14 protein-coding genes are annotated in these 17,901 nt (G+C 61.8%); 8 read left to right on the top strand and 6 right to left on the bottom strand.

Features of this window, described 5'->3' with window-relative positions; genetic code table 11:
* Nucleotides 1-78 precede the first annotated feature (78 nt).
* Nucleotides 79-1,632 (bottom strand): MocR-like pyridoxine biosynthesis transcription factor PdxR, encoded by a 1,554-nt coding sequence (pdxR, locus tag FA94_RS35705; protein WP_035560952.1) that lies wholly within the window; start codon nucleotides 1,630-1,632, stop codon nucleotides 79-81.
* A 130-nt stretch (nucleotides 1,633-1,762) separates the two neighbouring features.
* Between pdxR and FA94_RS35710 the strand changes: the two genes are divergently transcribed.
* From FA94_RS35710 to FA94_RS35745, 8 genes are all read left to right on the top strand, one after another.
* Nucleotides 1,763-2,872, top strand: coding sequence for an ABC transporter ATP-binding protein (locus FA94_RS35710; protein WP_035560954.1), 1,110 nt, complete (start codon nucleotides 1,763-1,765; stop codon nucleotides 2,870-2,872).
* A gap of 137 nt (nucleotides 2,873-3,009) precedes the next feature.
* A complete protein-coding gene (locus FA94_RS35715) occupies nucleotides 3,010-4,059 on the top strand; it encodes an ABC transporter substrate-binding protein (protein WP_035560957.1) in 1,050 nt (349 codons plus the stop codon).
* A 114-nt stretch (nucleotides 4,060-4,173) separates the two neighbouring features.
* Nucleotides 4,174-5,451 (top strand): ABC transporter permease, encoded by a 1,278-nt coding sequence (locus tag FA94_RS35720; protein WP_035564025.1) that lies wholly within the window; start codon nucleotides 4,174-4,176, stop codon nucleotides 5,449-5,451.
* Between the two features lie 15 nt (nucleotides 5,452-5,466).
* Nucleotides 5,467-6,306, top strand: coding sequence for an ABC transporter permease (locus tag FA94_RS35725; RefSeq protein ID WP_035560960.1), 840 nt, complete (start codon nucleotides 5,467-5,469; stop codon nucleotides 6,304-6,306).
* Between the two features lie 154 nt (nucleotides 6,307-6,460).
* A complete protein-coding gene (locus FA94_RS35730) occupies nucleotides 6,461-7,519 on the top strand; it encodes an OmpA family protein (protein WP_035560964.1) in 1,059 nt (352 codons plus the stop codon).
* 236 nt (nucleotides 7,520-7,755) lie between these two features.
* The gene (locus tag FA94_RS35735) at nucleotides 7,756-8,391 is read left to right on the top strand and encodes a response regulator transcription factor (RefSeq protein WP_035560966.1); all 636 of its coding nucleotides are present in this window, start codon (nucleotides 7,756-7,758) and stop codon (nucleotides 8,389-8,391) included.
* A gap of 224 nt (nucleotides 8,392-8,615) precedes the next feature.
* The gene (locus FA94_RS35740; RefSeq protein WP_156126781.1) at nucleotides 8,616-9,284 is read left to right on the top strand and encodes a hypothetical protein; all 669 of its coding nucleotides are present in this window, start codon (nucleotides 8,616-8,618) and stop codon (nucleotides 9,282-9,284) included.
* Between the two features lie 80 nt (nucleotides 9,285-9,364).
* On the top strand, nucleotides 9,365-10,351 hold the full coding sequence (locus tag FA94_RS35745) for a hypothetical protein (RefSeq protein ID WP_231585103.1): 987 nt from the start codon (nucleotides 9,365-9,367) through the stop codon (nucleotides 10,349-10,351).
* Between the two features lie 140 nt (nucleotides 10,352-10,491).
* Here the strand turns inward: FA94_RS35745 and acnA are convergent, their stop codons facing one another.
* From acnA to FA94_RS35770, 5 genes are all read right to left on the bottom strand, one after another.
* Nucleotides 10,492-13,209 (bottom strand): aconitate hydratase AcnA, encoded by a 2,718-nt coding sequence (gene acnA, locus FA94_RS35750; RefSeq protein WP_035560970.1) that lies wholly within the window; start codon nucleotides 13,207-13,209, stop codon nucleotides 10,492-10,494.
* Between the two features lie 48 nt (nucleotides 13,210-13,257).
* Complete coding sequence (locus tag FA94_RS35755) at nucleotides 13,258-14,709, bottom strand: bifunctional 2-methylcitrate dehydratase/aconitate hydratase (protein ID WP_035560971.1); 1,452 nt, start codon at nucleotides 14,707-14,709, stop codon at nucleotides 13,258-13,260.
* A gap of 25 nt (nucleotides 14,710-14,734) precedes the next feature.
* Nucleotides 14,735-15,244: a hypothetical protein gene (locus FA94_RS35760; RefSeq protein WP_035560972.1), complete on the bottom strand. Its 510-nt coding sequence runs from the start codon at nucleotides 15,242-15,244 to the stop codon at nucleotides 14,735-14,737.
* A gap of 108 nt (nucleotides 15,245-15,352) precedes the next feature.
* Nucleotides 15,353-16,540: a bifunctional 2-methylcitrate synthase/citrate synthase gene (gene prpC, locus FA94_RS35765; protein WP_035560974.1), complete on the bottom strand. Its 1,188-nt coding sequence runs from the start codon at nucleotides 16,538-16,540 to the stop codon at nucleotides 15,353-15,355.
* Nucleotides 16,541-16,700: 160 nt separating this feature from the next.
* Nucleotides 16,701-17,717: an HpcH/HpaI aldolase/citrate lyase family protein gene (locus FA94_RS35770; RefSeq protein WP_035560976.1), complete on the bottom strand. Its 1,017-nt coding sequence runs from the start codon at nucleotides 17,715-17,717 to the stop codon at nucleotides 16,701-16,703.
* Nucleotides 17,718-17,901 lie beyond the last annotated feature (184 nt).

The following is a 17,901-nucleotide window of genomic DNA, read 5'->3' on the forward strand; positions in this document are numbered from 1 at the left end:
TTATCGGGGCGGCGAACGTGGCGTGCAGCACGGGCGCGTGAAGCTACGTGAAGCCGCGCAAAACCACGCGCCGCGCAATCAGGCGGCGCGCGTCGGCTTCTTCAACGCGGTCTGCTCGATCACGCGCGCGAGTGTGTCGAACGCGGGGCCGATCTTCTCGTTCGGCACGCACGCGTAGCCCAGCAGCAAACCGCGCCGCGCGGGCGTATCGCTGCTGTAGTAGCTCGCGAGCGGACGCACGATCACGCCGGCATCGTAAGCGGCGGCGGTCACCGCGCGATCGTTCGCGTGATCCGGCAAACCGAGCACCAGATGCAGACCGGCCTCGTCGCCCATGACCGGCAGTTCGCTGCCGAAACGCGCGGTGATCGCGTCGATCAGAATCTGCCTCCGCTCGCCGTACAACGCACGCATGCGCCGAACGTGCGACGTGAGATGGCCGTCCATGATGAAGTCTGTCATCACCGCCTGCTGCATCAACTGCCCCTCGCGGTACAACTCCGCGACGCCGGTCCGGAACGTCTCCACCAGATGCTCCGGCGCGATCATGTAGCCGATCCGCAAGCCGGGAAACAGCATCTTCCCGAGGCTGCCCACGTAGATCACCTGCCCGGCCTCGTCGAGTCCTTGCAGCGACGCGAGCGGCCGGCTGCCGTAGCGGAACTCGCTGTCGTAGTCGTCCTCGATGATCCAGACGTTGTGCTGACGCGCGTATTCGAGCAGCGTGCGGCGGCGCGCGAGGCTCATCACCATACCGAGCGGATATTGATGCGATGGTGTGACGAGCGCGAGACGCGGCGGCTGTTGCAGATCCTGTTCGCGCGGATTCAGACCTTCGGCGTCCACGGGCACCGGCACCAGCGTGATCCCCGACGATTGCAGCACGCTGCGCGCCCCCCAATAACACGGCTCCTCGACCCACGCGCGATCGCCGACGTCGGTCAATAAACGCACCGCCAGATCGATCGATTGGTGAATACCCGTGGTGATGATGATCTGATCGGGCGTGCAATTCACCGAGCGCGCCACGCGCAGGTAGTCGGACAGCGCACGCCGCAATGGCCGATAACCGCCGCCCGGTGCGTAGGTGAGCAGATCGGGATTAGCCTCTTTCCATAACCTGGCCTGCAAGCGGCTCCACGTACGCGCCGGAAACTCCGCGACGTCGGGCACGCCCGGCATGAATGCACCCCATTGCTTGGCGGATACGCCGGCTTTGTCGATCAGCCGACGCCCCCGCGTCGACAGGTCGCCGAGATCGCGTTTGGGCGGCGGTGGCGGCGGCTCCGCAGCGGGGCTCGCTTGCGTGTCGACACTGATGACCACCACGGGCTGCTTGCGCGCATTCATCGCGGCTGTGTCCGGCCTCGTGTCCGCGACGTAGGTGCCGCTGCCGGTGGTCGAGATCACGTAGCCTTCGGCGGTCAACTGATCGTAGACGTGCAGCACCGTATTGCGTGCAATGCCGAGGTCTTCGGCGAGCGTGCGTGAGCTCGGCAGCTTGGCGCCGGGCGGCAACTGGCCGGTGAGAATGGCCTGCTGCATCAGTCGCAAGGTCTGTCTGTAGACCGGTTCGGCGGCCGTGCGGTCGAGCCTCGCGGCGAGCCAATCCGACAAGATCACGGTGTCCAAGTGGTTCTATCCGGAATAATGAAATGGTTCCATATTGTAGAACCGTAACGGTCTATAGTGAGCCACGCAATTGACACAATCCCGCTGTTTTGCAGGGGGAGCCAGATGGATCGCAGAGGAGACTGGAGCGATGAAAACCGATGACGTGATCGTCAGCTTTCGCGGCGTGCGCAAGACCTACGACGGCGAAACGCTGGTCGTCAAACAGCTCGATCTGGACATCTATCAGGGCGAATTCCTGACGTTGCTCGGGCCGTCGGGTTCGGGCAAAACCACTTGCCTGATGATGCTGGCGGGTTTCGAATTTCCCACCGGCGGCGAGATCTGGCTCGACGGCACGTTGCTCAATACGGTGCCGCCGCACAAGCGCAACATCGGCATGGTGTTTCAGAACTACGCGCTGTTTCCGCACCTCACAGTCGAGCAGAATGTGGCGTATCCGTTGACCGTGCGCAAGGTTTCGGCGCAGGAGCGTGCGGAGCGCACGCATAACGCGCTGAAAATGGTACGCATGGAGAGCTTCGCGAAGCGTTATCCGGCGCAGTTGTCGGGCGGCCAGCAACAACGTATCGCGCTCGCCCGCGCCCTGGTGTTCGAGCCGAAGCTCGTGCTGATGGACGAACCGCTCGGCGCGCTGGACAAACAGTTGCGCGAACACATGCAGTACGAACTCAAGTCATTGCACGAGAAGCTCGGCGTCACCTTCGTGTACGTCACGCACGATCAGGGTGAAGCGCTGACCATGTCCGATCGCGTCGCCGTGTTCGATAAAGGCATCGTGCAACAACTCGATACCGTGGACCGTCTGTACGAATCGCCGTGCAACGAGTTCGTCGCCAACTTTATCGGCGACAGCAACAAGCTGCGCGGCACGATCGCGAATGTCGACGGCGAGTTCTGCGAGTTTCATCTGAGCGACGGTACGCGTCTCACCGGCCGCAATATCGGCGGGGCGCGGGCGGGCACGTCGGCCGTGGCGTGCATTCGGCCTGAGCGCATGAAGCTGGCCAATCGCGCCGTGAACGGCGAGCGGCGCGCCGGCGCCAATGCGCTCAGCGGCGAAGCGCGCGGGCTGATCTATTTCGGCGACCACGTGCGGATGCGCTGCGGTCTGCCGCAGCAGGACGAGTGCTTCGTCAAGGTGCCGCTCGGCACGGCAGCGCTCGATACCTTTGCACCCGGCGCGCCGGTCGCGTTGGAATTCGCGCCGGAGCATCTGCGGGTTTTCGCCGAAGCATAAACAGGTTGAGCGTATTGGTTGCAGTGAACACGCCGGACGTGCAACGCGCCCGACGTGGGTAAGTCTTTTCAGCAGCACATAACAAAACCGCGTCGTACATAGATTTGAAGCACATCACCCAAGGAGAGCAACACACCATGAGCAAGATCGTGAAATCGCGCTGCGCCATCGCTGTCGGTGCTGTCGCGCTCGCGCTGGGCGCCGCGCAAGTCAATGCCGCCGAACTGACGGTCGTTAATTTCGGCGGCGCGAATGGCGACGCGCAGAAAGCGGCATTCAACCAGCCGTTCGAAACGCAGACCAGCAATAAAGTGACCGCCGTCGAATACAACGGCGAGCAGGCCAAAGTGAAGGCCATGGTCGAAGCCAAGCACGTGAATTGGGACGTGGTGGAAGTCGAATCGGGCGACATTGGCCGCGGCTGCGATGAAGGTCTGTACGAAAAGCTCGACTGGTCGAAGCTCGGCAAGAAGTCGGATCTGATTCCTGAAGCGCCGCAAACGTGCGGCGTCGGCTTTTTCGTGTGGTCGACGGCGCTCGCGTATAACGCCGACAAGCTGAAAACGGCGCCGACCGGCTGGGCCGACTTCTGGGACGTGAAGAAATTCCCGGGCAAACGGGCTATGCGCAAGGGCGCGCGCTACAACCTCGAATTCGCGCTAATGGCCGACGGCGTGGCGCCGAAAGACGTCTACAAGGTTCTCGCCACGAAGGAAGGCCAGGACCGCGCATTCAAGAAGCTCGACGAGCTGAAACCGAATATTCAATGGTGGGAAGCGGGCGCACAGCCGCCGCAATTCCTCGTGGCGGGCGACGTGGTGATGTCCACCGCGTACAACGGCCGGATCGACGCCGCGCAACGCGAAGGCAAGAACCTCAAGGTGGTCTGGAACGGCAGCATTTACGACCTCGACTATTGGGCGATTCCGAAGGGCACGCCGAACAAGGCGCTGGCCGAGAAGTACATCGCCTATTCGATCTCGTCGAAGCCGCAACAGGACTACGCGCATAACATCGCCTACGGTCCGGTGAATGTGACGGCAATCAAGGCGCTCGACGCGAAGACGCTCGCCAATCTGCCGAACTCGCCGGCCAACGGCAAGAACGCCGTGCTGCAGAACCTCGCGTTCTGGACCGACCATGGCGATGAACTGGAGCAGCGCTTCTCGTCGTGGGCTTCGAAGTAAGCGGTTGGGTTTGAGAAGGCGCGGTTCGATCGATAGTGAGCCGCGCCGTATCGATGCAATGAAACATTCGCGCTTATCCGATGGATGCGCGCGAACGTTCAGATGGAGACGGGTGTGACTACGATGACGATCGCCGCCGATTCGACGCCTGAAGCAAGTGGCCGACTCAAGCGTGAACTGAAGGCCGCGGAATCGAAAAAACGGGCCATGGCCTTGCTGTTGATCGCGCCGCTCGCCATTTTTCTGCTGTTGATTTTCGTCGTGCCGATCGGCGCGCTGTTGACGCGCGCGGCGCAGAATCCGGAAGTGGTCGGCGCGCTGCCGCATACGCTGAATGCGCTGAGCGCCTGGGACCGCAAGACGCCGCCGCCGGACGCCGCTTATGCCGCGCTAGCTACCGACCTCACCGCAGTCGCCGACGGCGACGGCATGGGCGCGCTCGCACGCCGCCTCAACGTGGAGATTCCCGGTTATCGCTCGCTGGTTGCAAAGTCCGCGCGCGCCATGCCGTTCGTCGACGACAACAACAAGCCGCTGCAACTGACGCCCGCGCAGGTTCACGCCAAATTCGTCGAACTGGACGAACGCTGGAACGACGTCACTTACTGGCAAGCCATCGCCAAGAACTCGGGCGTGTATTCGGCGTTCTACCTGCTCGCTTCGCTGGATCATAAACAGGACGCGTTCGGTCACATCATACCGACCGATCCCGATCAGCAGATCTACCTCACCGTGTTCGGCCGCACCTTCGTGATCGGCGCGGTCGTCACGTTCTTCGCGTTGTTGCTCGGCTATCCGCTCGCGTACTGGATTTCGACGCTGTCCGAGCGGCGCGCGAATCTGGTGATGATCCTCGTGCTGATTCCGTTCTGGACTTCGATCCTCGTGCGCGTGGCCGCATGGATCGTGATTCTGCAAGGCGAAGGGCTGGTGAATAAAGCGCTGATCGCGAGCGGCCTGATTCACGATCCGCTCGCGCTGCTGTTCAACCGCACCGGCGTCTACATTTCGATGACGCACATTCTGTTGCCGTTCATGATTTTGCCGCTGTACAGCGTGATGAAATCGATCCCGCCCACGTATCAGCGCGCCGCGGTGTCGCTCGGCAGCCATCCGTTCGCCGCGTTCTGGCGCGTCTATGTGCCGCAGACCTATCCGGGCATCGGCGCGGGCGCCTTGCTGGTGTTCATTCTCGCGATCGGCTACTACATCACGCCAGCTTTGCTCGGCGGCCCGGGCGATCAGATGGTCAGCTACTACGTCGCGTACTTCACCAACGTCACGATCAACTGGGGCATGGCGTGTGCGCTCGGCGGTCTGCTGCTCGCCGCGACGCTCGTGCTGTACGTGATCTATGGACGCTTCACGCGTTCGTCATTGAGCCTTGGCTGAACGGAGTCAATTGCGATGAAACTTGCCAAGCCTTTGTTCGCACCGCATACGTCGATGGTGGAGCGCGTGTGGTATTTCGCGCTGCGCGCACTGGCCGTGCTGACGCTGCTGTATCTCATTCTGCCGGTGCTGGCGATCGTACCGCTGTCGTTTTCGTCGAGCACGTTTCTGGTGTATCCGATCCCGGGCTGGTCGCTGCGCTGGTATCAGAACCTGCTCGCCTCCGATGAATGGCGCACGGCCGCCAAAAACAGTTTCATCGTGGCGCCGTCGGCAACAATCGTCGCGACGGTGCTCGGCACGCTGGCGGCGATCGGCTTGACCAAAGCGAACTTCCGCGGCAAAGGGCTGCTAATGGCGATCCTGATCTCGCCGATGATCGTGCCGGTGGTGGTGGTCGGCGTCGGCATGTATCTGTTCTTTGCGCCGCTTGGGTTGGCCAATACGTATATCGGGTTGATTCTCGCGCACGCGTCGCTCGGCGTGCCCTTCGTCGTCACGACGGTCGCGGCCACGCTGCAGGGGTTCAATTACAACCTGGTGCGCGCCAGTTTGTCGCTGGGTGCGAATCCGGTCAAAACGTTCTTTCGCATTACGTTGCCGGTGATCGCACCGGGCGTTATCTCGGGTGCGCTGTTCGCGTTCGCGACATCGTTCGATGAAGTGGTCGTCACGCTGTTCCTTGCCGGCGCGGATCAGACTACGCTGCCGCGCCAGATGTTCACCGGCATCCGCGAGAACATCAGCCCGACCATTGCGGCGCTCGCAACGATTCTGATCGTGTTCTCCACGGGCCTACTGTTGGCGCTCGAATGGTTGCGAGGCCGCAATGCCGCGCGCGCGGTCAAGGCCTGAGGTTCATGATCGAGACTGCGACGTTGGATATTTAAGGTTCCTTACATTCTGCAAAGTTCCGAACCGTTTCTAAGATTGTTCCCATTCCCCGTGTGTCTGCGTCTGTTCATACTCTGAGCCCTCTTCAGCAAGATGCGCTCGACGCAGACAGTCAATGAAACTCCAGCTAACCCTGCTTGTCTGCGTGCTGACCTTAACGGGCTGCGCGGACCGTGCTGCGCGTGAGCGGCTAGGTATCGAAGACGCCTCCGTGTTGAGAACAGGCATTGGCGCCACGCAGGACGAACCTGCGGGCGCGGCCAACTCGCAATGGGTGAATGCTTACGCGCCGATCGCGAACAGCCGCGCTGCGATGACGTCGTTACAGGAACGCCTCGATCGCGCGCCCGGTAGCCGCAACGACTATTTTCGAGCGAAGGCGCAATGCTGGCTGGACGCTGCCCAGCAGGCGCGACAAGCGCATGACCAATGGGGCTTCGTCGAGGAGGCGATCGGCCAGGCCGCGACGATCACGGTCGGCGTTGAGCGCGGCACACCGTTATCGGCTGCGAATGCCGCGTTGCGCACTGTGTCCACGGTACGTCCTGATCTGTGGGGGATCGTCAACGCAATCAAGGCAGATCCCGCCCTCGCTCAATGTCCGCCAGCGCAGCCGCCGCTTGCCTGCGCCGAAGTCGAACTGATGCAGGCGGGGCATGACGCATGGATACGAAGTTTCGCCGATGCCGAGAAGCACTTGCCTGACGTCAAAGACAAGCTGCGCAAATCGGCCGAAACAGCGATGCAATGCAAGCAGGCCATGTCGGCATCGGTGCCCGTGTCGGCGTTGCCGGTAAAAGCGCCGCAAACAATGACGCTGCGGGCGGACTCGCTGTTCCGTTTCAACGACGCCTCGATATTGCCGGCTGGACAGCGCCAACTCGATGACGTGGTGAGCGCGCTAAAAAACGCGCCTGCCGTTCACGCCTTGCAGGTCACCGGCTATGCGGACCGTCTTGGCGGCGCGGCCCGCAATCAGTGGTTGTCGACGCAACGTGCGCAAACCGTCGAGCAGTATTTGCGCGCGCGTAGCGTGACATTGCCGATTACCGCGCGAGGTCGAGGCAGTGCGAATCAGCGGGTTGAATGCCATCAGAGCAGGCAGGACGCTTTGGTGCGATGTCTCGCACCGAACCGTCGTGTCGAGATAGAGCTGGTGGGCGCGGCGGCTTAGCGGGTTCTTCTGTCGAGCGTGTCTCTGTGCGAAACGGAGCCACTAACCTGAAACGCGGCACATTCTCGTCGCCATGCGACAACCGCCACTAGCGTGCAGGGGTGCGGCAGTACTTGCCGGTCCTCTGTCTTCCATGCTCGGAACGAGCGAAAGCGCCGCACGAATTAATGCATCGTCAGACCAGATGGCGTCGACGATTTGTGCGGCAAAGGATTTTTTAAAAAGGAAAGTAAACCATGTCAACTATTCTGGTTATCGATGATCATCCGGCATTCCGGATGGTTATCAAAATGCAACTCATGCAATTACTCGGTATCGAAGAAGTCATCGAAGCCGACAATGGACAAACCGCTGTCGAGCTTGCCCGGCAATACACGCCGAAACTCGCCATATTGGACCTCGACATTCCGCGCATCAGCGGGCTCGATGTGATCCCGCGTCTGAAGCTTGCGCATCCGGCGATTCGTGTGCTGGTTTTGTCTGGACACGACCCCGCCATTTTTGCGCCGCGCGCGATGCGCTCCGGCGTCCACGGCTTCGTAGGCAAGTCGCAGGAAATGAAGGAGATCTTGCGCGGCGTGGAGGCGGTATTAGCGGGCTACACGGTCTTCCCGGTGACCGCCAACGGCGCCGGCATCGCGCCTGCCGTCGGCATGGGTGGCGAGGAAGACAGGATCGGTCTGCTGTCGGACAAGGAACTGGTGATTCTTCAAATGCTCGCAAAGGGTCTGTCGAATAAAGCGATCGGCGACGCGCTATTTATGAGCGACAAAACCGTCAGCACGTACAAGAGCCGCATTCAGGAAAAACTTGGGCTCTCATCATTGGCGGCACTCATCGAGTTCGCTTCGTTGCACAGACTGATCGATTGAGTTTCGCCGCTATGAATAAGATTAGCCCGTCGCATTCTTCTGCGGGTGTGCATTGTCGTACGCGGTGCCTGGTTCGCCATGTTTCTGCTGGTCATGCTTGCCCTGTTGGGTTGACTTCGATCCGTCTCGCGTCGGTATTGGGGTGTTTTTGTGCATTTGCATTGCTGTGGGCGCTGTCAATGCGCGCGAACGCGCTACCGTTGAGCGACAGCAGGGCGAACGCCGTGCAGATCGATATTTCACGGCCGGGCGCGCACGGTGCGGCAGGTCAGCAATCGTGGATATTGATGCTCGTGGCGCCAGTTGTTGCCGCCCTCGCCGGCGCCTGTCTATTCCGGATCGCGCAGCGGCGTGCTGCTCAGAAGGCAAAAAATGCTGCCCATAAACGGAGTACCCATCGAGAACTAGCGGCGCCGCGCGGCCGTGCGAGCTTGAGCGCGTCGTTTGCCGTCGAGTCATGGTGCGAGGAGTCGAGATCGGCTTACGCCGGTCCGCAAGCGCAAGTTCCTTCCACTGGGGAGGTCGAGGCGGACATCGCCGGGAACGCGTCTTTCGAGCCATTCGAAGCACGCTATCTTCAGGCGCTGTCCGAAGAGGGCATCGATCTCCAGACGTTTCTGGCCGGTTGGCGCGATGCAATGGACGAAGACCTCGCCCATCTCAATGCGTTGCGTCGCGACGGCGAGTTCGACCGTTTGCGCGGCGTGCTGCATCGGTTGAGCGGGGCGGTTGGACTCGTCGGCGCGTGCAGCCTGATGGAAGCGTTGCGGCACACGAGTGCCGCGCCACCGGCGCATAACGCTGGTTCCATCGACGTGCTGACAACCCGCGTAAGGACTTTGGTCATGCAACTTGACACTGCGGCCCACACCTATCGGAGCACCCCGCGATGACTCGACCATGGGCCTTGATTCAAGGCGATCTTGCGTTGCCGAATGCGCGACTGCTCAGCGGCCTGCCGGCGCCTTTCGGTTTGAAACCGCAGCCGGTGCGGACCGGCGCGCAGCAAGAACCGCTGTCCGCAGTGCGCGACGAGACGCAACAGGCCAATCGGCGCGGGGTGCAGGCCCGAGTGCCTGCAACACCGCGGGATCCCGTTACGCCGGGGTCAAAGTTTGTTTTTTTCTACAAGTTGCCGCCGCAGCGCGAATATTCGGATCGTTTCGACGCTCAGTTGGCCGAAGCGCGGCGTTACCTTGAAATGGGCAAGGCGCGACCGCGTTCGTCGCGCTCGGACCATGTAGTCGGAGCGGCCATTTTTCTGAGCTGCAGCATTGCGCTGGCCTGGCTGCTGTCGACCTGTGCAACGCGCGACGCCAACAAGACAACGTCCGTAGCGGTGACGCGTCCAGTCGTGCCATTGCAGGGCGGCCCAGGCGTGGCTTTGCCAAAAGCGCACGCCGAAGCTCGTTCGGCGGACGCGCTCACGGACCGTTCGCAAACGCTGGGCTCTGAGGTGTCTACAGCGCTCGATGCAAGCCGGCATCAAACGGGCAACGCGTCGCCTGCCACCGATACGGCGCCGAAAATCGCGTTCAAAGCCGAGCCAACGCAAATGTCGCCCCGCGCCGAGTCGCATTTGGCCACGCGAGGTTCTCGCCGCAATCCCGAAACGACGCTCGCCGCCGCCAAACCTGCCGGGCGTGTCGCTATGGCGCGCCTGACTCAGGCGCAGGTCGAAGCGCGTGTTGCTCTGATCCGTGTCACTTCTTCGGCCACCAAGCCGTCCCTATCGCATCAGACCGAATGGACCGCGCAGGCCTCGTCTACCCACGACACGGCTGAGCGCGCCGCGTTACTCGATTGGGCGGCGCGACAGCGGCGCGCGAGCGTCACGCTGCGTGCCACAGTGCCCGCGCCCGGCGAAACCGAGATCGAGACCGACTGGAATGCCCGCATGACGCAGCGAAGGATCACCGATAACCCCGCCGCCTTCCAGGTCAACCGAGGCCAACCGTAAGGGCGCGCCGAAAAAAGCGCGCAAAAAAAAGCCCGACCAACGGTCGGGCTTCTAAAGTCGGCTGCGTCCTTCCACAGAACGCAGCCCCTGCAAAACAGCATGGCTGTTTGCGTTGCCGCTAACTCAGCTAAACAGGCAGCTTAAGCAGCCAGCAGCGAACGCAGCACGAACGGCAGAATCCCGCCGTGCTTGTAGTAGTCGACTTCGATCGGCGTGTCGATACGCAGCAGCACCTGAACGCGCTTTTCCTTGCCGTCCTTGCCACGAATCACCAGCGTCACTTCCTGTTGCGGCTTGAAGTCCGAACCCAGGCCTTCGATGTCGTACGTTTCTTCGCCGGTAATACCGAGCGATTGCACGCTATCCGAGCCCTTGAACTGCAGCGGCAGAACGCCCATGCCGACCAGGTTCGAACGGTGAATCCGTTCGAAGCTGCGTGCGACCACGGCCTTCACGCCCAGCAGTTGCGTACCCTTCGCAGCCCAGTCACGCGACGAGCCCGTGCCGTACTCTTCGCCCGCGAACACGATGGTCGGCGTGCCGGCGTCGATGTACTTCATCGCTGCGTCGTAGATCGATTCCTGTTCGCCGCTCGGCTGGTGAATCGTCAGGCCGCCTTCCACGCGCGTGCCGTCTGCCTTCGCCGGGATCAGCAGGTTCTTGATCCGGACGTTCGCGAACGTACCGCGCATCATCACGTCGTGGTTGCCGCGGCGCGAGCCGTAGCTGTTGAAGTCGGCTTTCTGCACGCCGTTTGCCTTCAGCCACTTGCCTGCCGGCGAGTCTTCCTTGATCGAGCCAGCCGGGCTGATGTGGTCGGTCGTGACCGAGTCACCGAAGATGCCCAGTGCGCGTGCGTTCGTGACTGCGGCGATGCTGTCGGCCGGCGTCATCGAGAAGTCCTTGCCGAAGAACGGCGGCTCAGCGATGTAGGTCGACTTCGGCCAGTCGTAGACTTGACCTTCTTCGCCTTCGATCTTGCTCCACAGGTCGCCCTTCTTGGTCAGCGACGCGTAGTTCTTGCGGAACGCGTCGGCGTCGAGTGCGAACTTGAGCAGCTCGTTGACTTCTTCGCTGGTCGGCCAGATGTCGCCCAGGTAGATGTCCTTGCCGCCCTTGCCCTTACCGACCGGTTCCGTCATCAGGTCGCGCGTGATGTTGCCGGCGATCGCGTAAGCGACGACCAGCGGCGGCGAGGCCAGGAAGTTCGCGCGGATGTTCGGGTGAATCCGCGCTTCGAAGTTACGGTTGCCCGACAGCACCGCAGCCGCGACGATGTCGTTCTTCGTGATCGCTTCGTTCAGTTCCGGCGTCAGGTCGCCCGCGTTACCGATACAGGTCGTGCAACCGTAAGCGGCCAGCGTGAAGCCCAGCTTGTCGAGGTACTTCAGCAGATCGGTCTTCGTCAGGTACTCGGTGACGATACGCGATCCCGGTGCGAGCGACGTCTTGATGTGCGGCGCGACCGTCAGGCCGGCTTCCACCGCCTTCTTCGCCAGCAGGCCGGCGGCCAGCAGCACGCTCGGGTTCGACGTGTTCGTGCACGACGTAATCGCCGCGATCAGGATGTCGCCGTTCTTCACGTCGACGCCGTTGGTCGTGGTGTATTGCGCGTCCAGATCGGCTTCCTTCTTCGCGAAGCCGTTTTCTGCCACCGGCTTCGAGAACAGGTCGCTGAAGGTCGACTTCACGTGACCGATTTCGATACGGTCTTGCGGGCGCTTCGGACCTGCCAGCGACGGCGTGACCGTGCCGAGATCCAGCGTGACGACCTTGGTGTAGTCGATCTGGCCAGCCTTCGGAATACCGAACAGGCCTTGTGCCTTGAAGTAGTTTTCGAAGGCCGAGATTTCCGCGTCCGTGCGGCCCGTGCCCTTGAAGTAGTCGATGGTTTTTTCGTCGACCGGGAAGAAGCCCATGGTTGCGCCGTATTCCGGCGCCATGTTGCCGATCGTTGCACGATCCGGCAGCGACAGCGACTTCGTGCCTTCGCCAAAGAACTCGACGAACTTGCCGACCACTTTCTCTTTACGCAGCAGTTCGGTCACGGTCAGGACCAGATCGGTCGCCGTCAGACCTTCGCGCAGCTTGCCCTTCAGTTCGACGCCAACCACGTCAGGCGTCAGGAAGTACACCGGCTGGCCGAGCATGCCGGCTTCCGCTTCGATACCGCCCACGCCCCAGCCCACCACGCCGATACCGTTGATCATCGTGGTGTGGCTGTCGGTGCCGACCAGCGAATCCGGGTAGTACACCGTATCCGTGCCTTCAGCCTTCTTGTGCACGCCGCGTGCGAGGTATTCCAGGTTCACCTGGTGGACGATACCGACGCCCGGCGGCACGACCTTGAACGTGTCGAATGCCTGCATGCCCCACTTCATGAACTGGTAGCGCTCGTTATTGCGCTGGAATTCCAGTTTCATGTTCAGATCGAGCGCGTTCTTTTCGCGGAAGTGATCGATCTGCACCGAGTGATCGACGACCAGATCGACCGGGACCAGCGGTTCGATCGACTTCGGATCCTTGCCCATGTGCTTGGCGACACCGCGCATGGCAGCGATGTCGGCGAGCAGCGGCACGCCGGTAAAGTCTTGCAGCACCACGCGCGACACGACGAACGGGATTTCGTCGACGCGCGATGCGGTCGGCTTCCAGTTGGCCAGTTGCGTGATGTGTTCTTCGGCGATCTTCTTGCCGTCGTAGTTACGCAGCACCGATTCCAGCACGATTCGGATCGAAACCGGCAGGCGGTCGATCTTGATGTTCAGTGCCTTGCCGAGTTGCGGCAGGGAGTAGAACTTGCCTTTGCCGGAACCGCTGTCGAATTCCTTGAGCGTTTTGTGGAGGTTGTGGGCCATGGTGTTTTCCTTGGTTTGATCGCGGAACTACAGTACTTATTAACTTGACTAGATGACGTACAGATCGACGTACTCATTGACCGGCATGGCTTCGAGCCGTGCCTGATCCAGCGACACGTCGAGAATCGCCAGTTGTTGCCTGACCGGAAAGCGGCGCGCGAGGTTGGTCTTGAACTTCTCGACCAGCAACGGAATCCCGTCTTCGCGACGACGCTTATGACCGATCGGGTATTCGACTACGACTTCGTCGAATGACGACCCATCGTTGAATTCGATCGTCAGTGCATTGGCGATCGAACGCTTCTCCGGATCGTGGTAATCCTTCGTGAACTGCGCGTCTTCGACACAAGCCATTCTGGCGCGCAGCACATCGATTCGCGCGTCCTGCGCGATCGAATCTTCATAGTCCGCGGCCGTCAGGCGGCCGTGGATCAGCGGCACGGCGATCATGTACTGAATGCAATGATCGCGGTCGGCCGGGTTATTCAGTGGGCCCTTCTTGTCGATGATGCGCAACGCGGCTTCATGCGTGCGAATCGTGATCCGGCTGATGTCTTCAATGCGTTTGCCGTGCGCCACCAGTTGCGCATGCAACGTCATCGCCGCTTCCACCGCGGTCTGCGCATGGAATTCTGCCGGAAAAGAAATCTTGAAGAGCACGTTTTCCATCACGTACGACGCGTACGGCCGTTGGAACCTGAACGCGTTGCCTTTGAACAGGACGTCGTAGAAGCCCCACGTCGGCGCCGTCAGCACCGACGGATAGCCCATCTCGCCGGTCCTCGCGATCAGCGCGAGGCGCACCGCGCGCGACGTCGCGTCGCCGGCGGCCCACGATTTGCGCGAGCCCGTATTCGGCGCATGTCGGTAAGTGCGCAGCGCCTGTCCATCGACCAGCGCCAGCGACACCGCATTGATCAGCTCGTCGCGCGAGAGGCCGAGCAGTTGCCCGACTACCGCCGTGGACGCCAGCTTGACCAGCAGGACATGATCGAGCCCGACCTTGTTGAAGGAGTTTTCGAGCGCGATACAGCCTTGAATTTCGTGCGCCTTGATCATCGCGATCAACACGTCTTTCATCGGCAGCGGCGGCTTGCCCGCTGCGATGGCGCTGCGCGACAGCCAGTCGGCCGTGGCCAGAATGCCGCCGAGGTTATCCGACGGATGACCCCATTCGGCGGCTAGCCAGGTGTCGTTGAAGTCCAGCCAGCGGATCATGGCGCCGATGTTGAAGGCGGCCTGAACCGGGTCCAGCTGGAACGACGTGCCCGGCACCTTTGCGCCGTTGGGGACGACCGTGCCCGGCACGATCGGTCCCATCAGCTTGGTGCAGGCCGGGTAGGTCAACGCCTCGAGTCCGCAGCCGAGCGTGTCGATCAGACAGTGACGCGCGGTTTCCAGCGCGAGCGCGCTGTCGATCGGATAGTCCAGAACGTAATCGACAATATCAACCAGGACCTGGTCCGGGTTGGGTCGCACGTTGGAAATCGGAGCGGACATCGGGGAGCGTTCCTGACGACGATATTTAGTTCGAGTTGTTGATCGCGTTCGATTGCGTCGGCGCCGGTGCGCCCTGGATCATGGCTGCCGTCTTGCATTCGTCGGCCAGACGCGAGCTGTCCTTATCCGAGAACAGCATGGCCTTCGTCGGGATCACGACCAGATCCATACCCGATGCGGCGTCGTGGAAACGGTCTGCGCCCGTGGTGGTCGCTTCGCGCGGCAGGTTGTAGTTCTTGTTCGCCCAGTGAACCGTGACGATCTGGTCACGCTTCATGTCGCCCTTCAGTTCGAAAGCCAGGCCTTCGTTGCACGACCACTTTTCCGCGCCGTCCGGTACCGGATCGACCTTCGCTTCCTTGGCCGGATTGACCTTGCGCTTGATCAGGCGTTTCGGTTGCGGGCGCTTTGCCACGGCCTTCGTGGCGGGCTTCGCGGTCGTGGTGGTCGTCGTTTGCGCGGCGGCGTCAGTCGCGACGGTCAGCATCGTCGTGGACAGTGCGCCAATCACGGCGGCGATCATCAGCTTTTTCATGGAGAAAACCTTTCTATCTAATTTCATTCAGTTGAACAGTGCGCGGGCTGCCGGTCCAGGCGACCGCGTCGGTGGAACTGCACGCGCCTTAAAAACGCACAGCGGCCGCTATTTTCTCCTATTTAGCGGCAGGTACTTCAAATTCTCCGGACCGGTGTAATTCGCGCTCGGGCGGATGATCTTGTTATCGATCCGCTGCTCGATGATGTGCGCGCTCCAGCCGGCCGTACGGGCGATCACGAACAGCGGCGTGAACATCGCCGTCGGCACGCCCATCATGTGATACGACACCGCGCTGAACCAGTCGAGATTCGGGAACATCTTCTTCGCTTCCCACATGACCGATTCGAGCCGCTCGGCGATGCTGAACAGCTTGTTGTTGCCCGCTTCTTTCGAGAGCTTTTTCGCGATTTCCTTGATGACCTTGTTGCGCGGGTCCGAAATCGTGTACACCGGGTGGCCGAAACCGATCACCACTTCCTTGTTTTCCACGCGACGGCGGATGTCCGCTTCGGCTTCGTCCGGCGTCTGATAGCGCGACTGGATTTCGAACGCGACTTCGTTGGCGCCACCGTGTTTCGGGCCGCGCAGCGCGCCGATCGCGCCGGTGATCGCCGAATAGATGTCGGAACCCGTGCCCGCGATCACGCGGCCGGTAAAGGTCGACGCGTTGAATTCGTGCTCGGCGTACAGGTTCAGCGACACATGCATCGCGTCGACCCACGACTTCGACGGCTCCACGCCATGCAGCAGATGCAGGAAATGGCCGCCGATCGAATCGTCGTCGGTTTCCACTTCGATGCGCTTGCCGTTGTGCGAGTAGTGATACCAGTAGAGCAGCATCGAACCGAGCGAGGCCATCAGCTTATCGGCGATGTCGCGTGCGCCCGGCAGGCTGTGATCGTCCTTCTCCGGCAGCACGGTGCCGAGCACCGAGACGCCGGTGCGCATCACGTCCATCGGGTGGGCGGCGGCCGGAATCCATTCGAGCGCGGCTTTCACGTTCGCGGGCAGGCCGCGCATGCCTTTGAGTTTCGCTTTGTAAGCGGTCAGTTCGGCCTGGGTCGGCAGCTTTTCGTGGACCAGCAGATAGGCGATCTCTTCGAATTCGCACGCGCCGGCAATGTCGAGAATGTCGTAGCCGCGGTAATGCAGGTCGTTGCCGGTCTTGCCGACCGTGCACAGGGCGGTGTTGCCCGCCGTCACGCCCGACAGCGCAACGGATTTCTTCGGCTTGAAGCCGCTCTTGGGTTCGTCGCCGCTTTGTGCACCGGCGTTTTGCGTTGTCTCGCTCATCTCCCGCAATCTCCTTTGTGCCTGCTCGTTGCTTCAGGTTGAACCGCGTGTTCGACGTGTGCTGCGTGCTGCCTGATCTGATCTTGCGAGCCGCTTGCCCGGCGCCACATGCCAGCGTGGTTCCGCGACGCGAGGCCGACGGTATGACGTGGCGTCAAGCTCATGATGCGGCGTGCGCGTTAGCGCCCACTTCCGCGAAGAGCGGCGCGGCGTCTTGTGCGATCGCGCGGCCCGTGGCTCGCGCATGGCGCAGCACCGACCAGTAGTAGCGGTAGCTGGCGCGATCGTGCAGCGTGTCGTGATGGCGCGTCGGCCCCCACTGGGCGGACTGCGCGGCGAGCAGGATCTCGGTGGCCGTGGCGATTTCTTCGTCGCGCGGGGCGAACGCGGCGACGATCGCCTCGATCTGCGCCGGATGGATGCTCCACATGCGCGTGTAGCCGAATTCGTTGCGAGCGCGCGCGGCGTCGTTCGCCACCACGCTCATATCGCGCACTTCCGTACTGACGTTATGCGACGGCACCTTGCCGTAAGCGTGACACGCGGCCGATATCTCCAGCTTGGCGCGCCGCACCAGCGGATGATCGAACTGACCGGGCGAGCGCATCGCGGTATCGGGAATCGCGCCGTTGTGCGCGGACACGAAATCCATCAGGCCGAAGCTCAGGGCTTCGACGCCCGGCAGCGCGGCCAGATCGAACACGCGCGTGAGCGCGCCGTGCGTCTCGACCAGCAATTGCACCGGCACCGGTTGCGCGATGCCCAGCTCGCGGCGCATCGCCTCGATGTACGCGACCATTTCGGCGGCGTCGGCGACGTGACGGATCTTGGGCAGCGTGATGTAAGCAGGCGCTCGCTTCGCGGCCCGCAGAATGAGACGGACGTCGTCGCGCCAGTGCGCGTGATCGAAGTCGTGAATCCGCACGCCGACGCGGCCAAAGTGGTCATGCTCGCTGCCCAGCAGCGACGCGACCAGCTCCGCGTGTTCCGCTTCGCGACCCACCTGAGCGCCGTCTTCGCAATCGAGCGTGATGTCGAACACCGGCCCGAGTTGCTGCTGCAACGCGAGCGATTTCAGCATCAGCTTTTCGCTGCCGGCGTAGTGATCGCAGGCAGGCAGCACAGCGGGCGGCACTTCGCCGTCAAACAGCACTTCGGCGGGTGTGAGGGCGCGCATCTTCGGCGTCAGGAGCGTGGGAAATGTTGAGAGAAAGCTGATTCGGACGCGCTCTGCTCGCTGTACAGCTTGTCATGCCGTGAAGCAGCGGCGCAAAACGCGTTCGAATCAGGTGCGAACCGCCGTGTCGGCATCATCATTCGCACGTAAAAAACCGGAACCCGCCGCGGTGTTACTACGGAGG

Origin of the sequence: Burkholderia sp. 9120 (assembly GCF_000745015.1) — a bacterium.
GTDB lineage: Bacteria > Pseudomonadota > Gammaproteobacteria > Burkholderiales > Burkholderiaceae > Paraburkholderia.

Excerpts from the sequence above, each read along its gene's own strand:
- prpC (WP_035560974.1), bottom strand. The coding sequence starts at position 16,540 with ATGAGCGAGACAACGCAAAACGCCGGTGCACAAAGCGGCGACGAACCC.
- FA94_RS35755 (WP_035560971.1), bottom strand. The coding sequence starts at position 14,709 with ATGTCCGCTCCGATTTCCAACGTGCGACCCAACCCGGACCAGGTCCTG.
- FA94_RS35715 (WP_035560957.1), top strand. The coding sequence starts at position 3,010 with ATGAGCAAGATCGTGAAATCGCGCTGCGCCATCGCTGTCGGTGCTGTC.
- acnA (WP_035560970.1), bottom strand. The coding sequence starts at position 13,209 with ATGGCCCACAACCTCCACAAAACGCTCAAGGAATTCGACAGCGGTTCC.
- FA94_RS35725 (WP_035560960.1), top strand. The coding sequence starts at position 5,467 with ATGAAACTTGCCAAGCCTTTGTTCGCACCGCATACGTCGATGGTGGAG.
- FA94_RS35760 (WP_035560972.1), bottom strand. The coding sequence starts at position 15,244 with ATGAAAAAGCTGATGATCGCCGCCGTGATTGGCGCACTGTCCACGACG.
- FA94_RS35770 (WP_035560976.1), bottom strand. The coding sequence starts at position 17,717 with ATGCGCGCCCTCACACCCGCCGAAGTGCTGTTTGACGGCGAAGTGCCG.
- FA94_RS35735 (WP_035560966.1), top strand. The coding sequence starts at position 7,756 with ATGTCAACTATTCTGGTTATCGATGATCATCCGGCATTCCGGATGGTT.
- FA94_RS35710 (WP_035560954.1), top strand. The coding sequence starts at position 1,763 with ATGAAAACCGATGACGTGATCGTCAGCTTTCGCGGCGTGCGCAAGACC.
- FA94_RS35730 (WP_035560964.1), top strand. The coding sequence starts at position 6,461 with ATGAAACTCCAGCTAACCCTGCTTGTCTGCGTGCTGACCTTAACGGGC.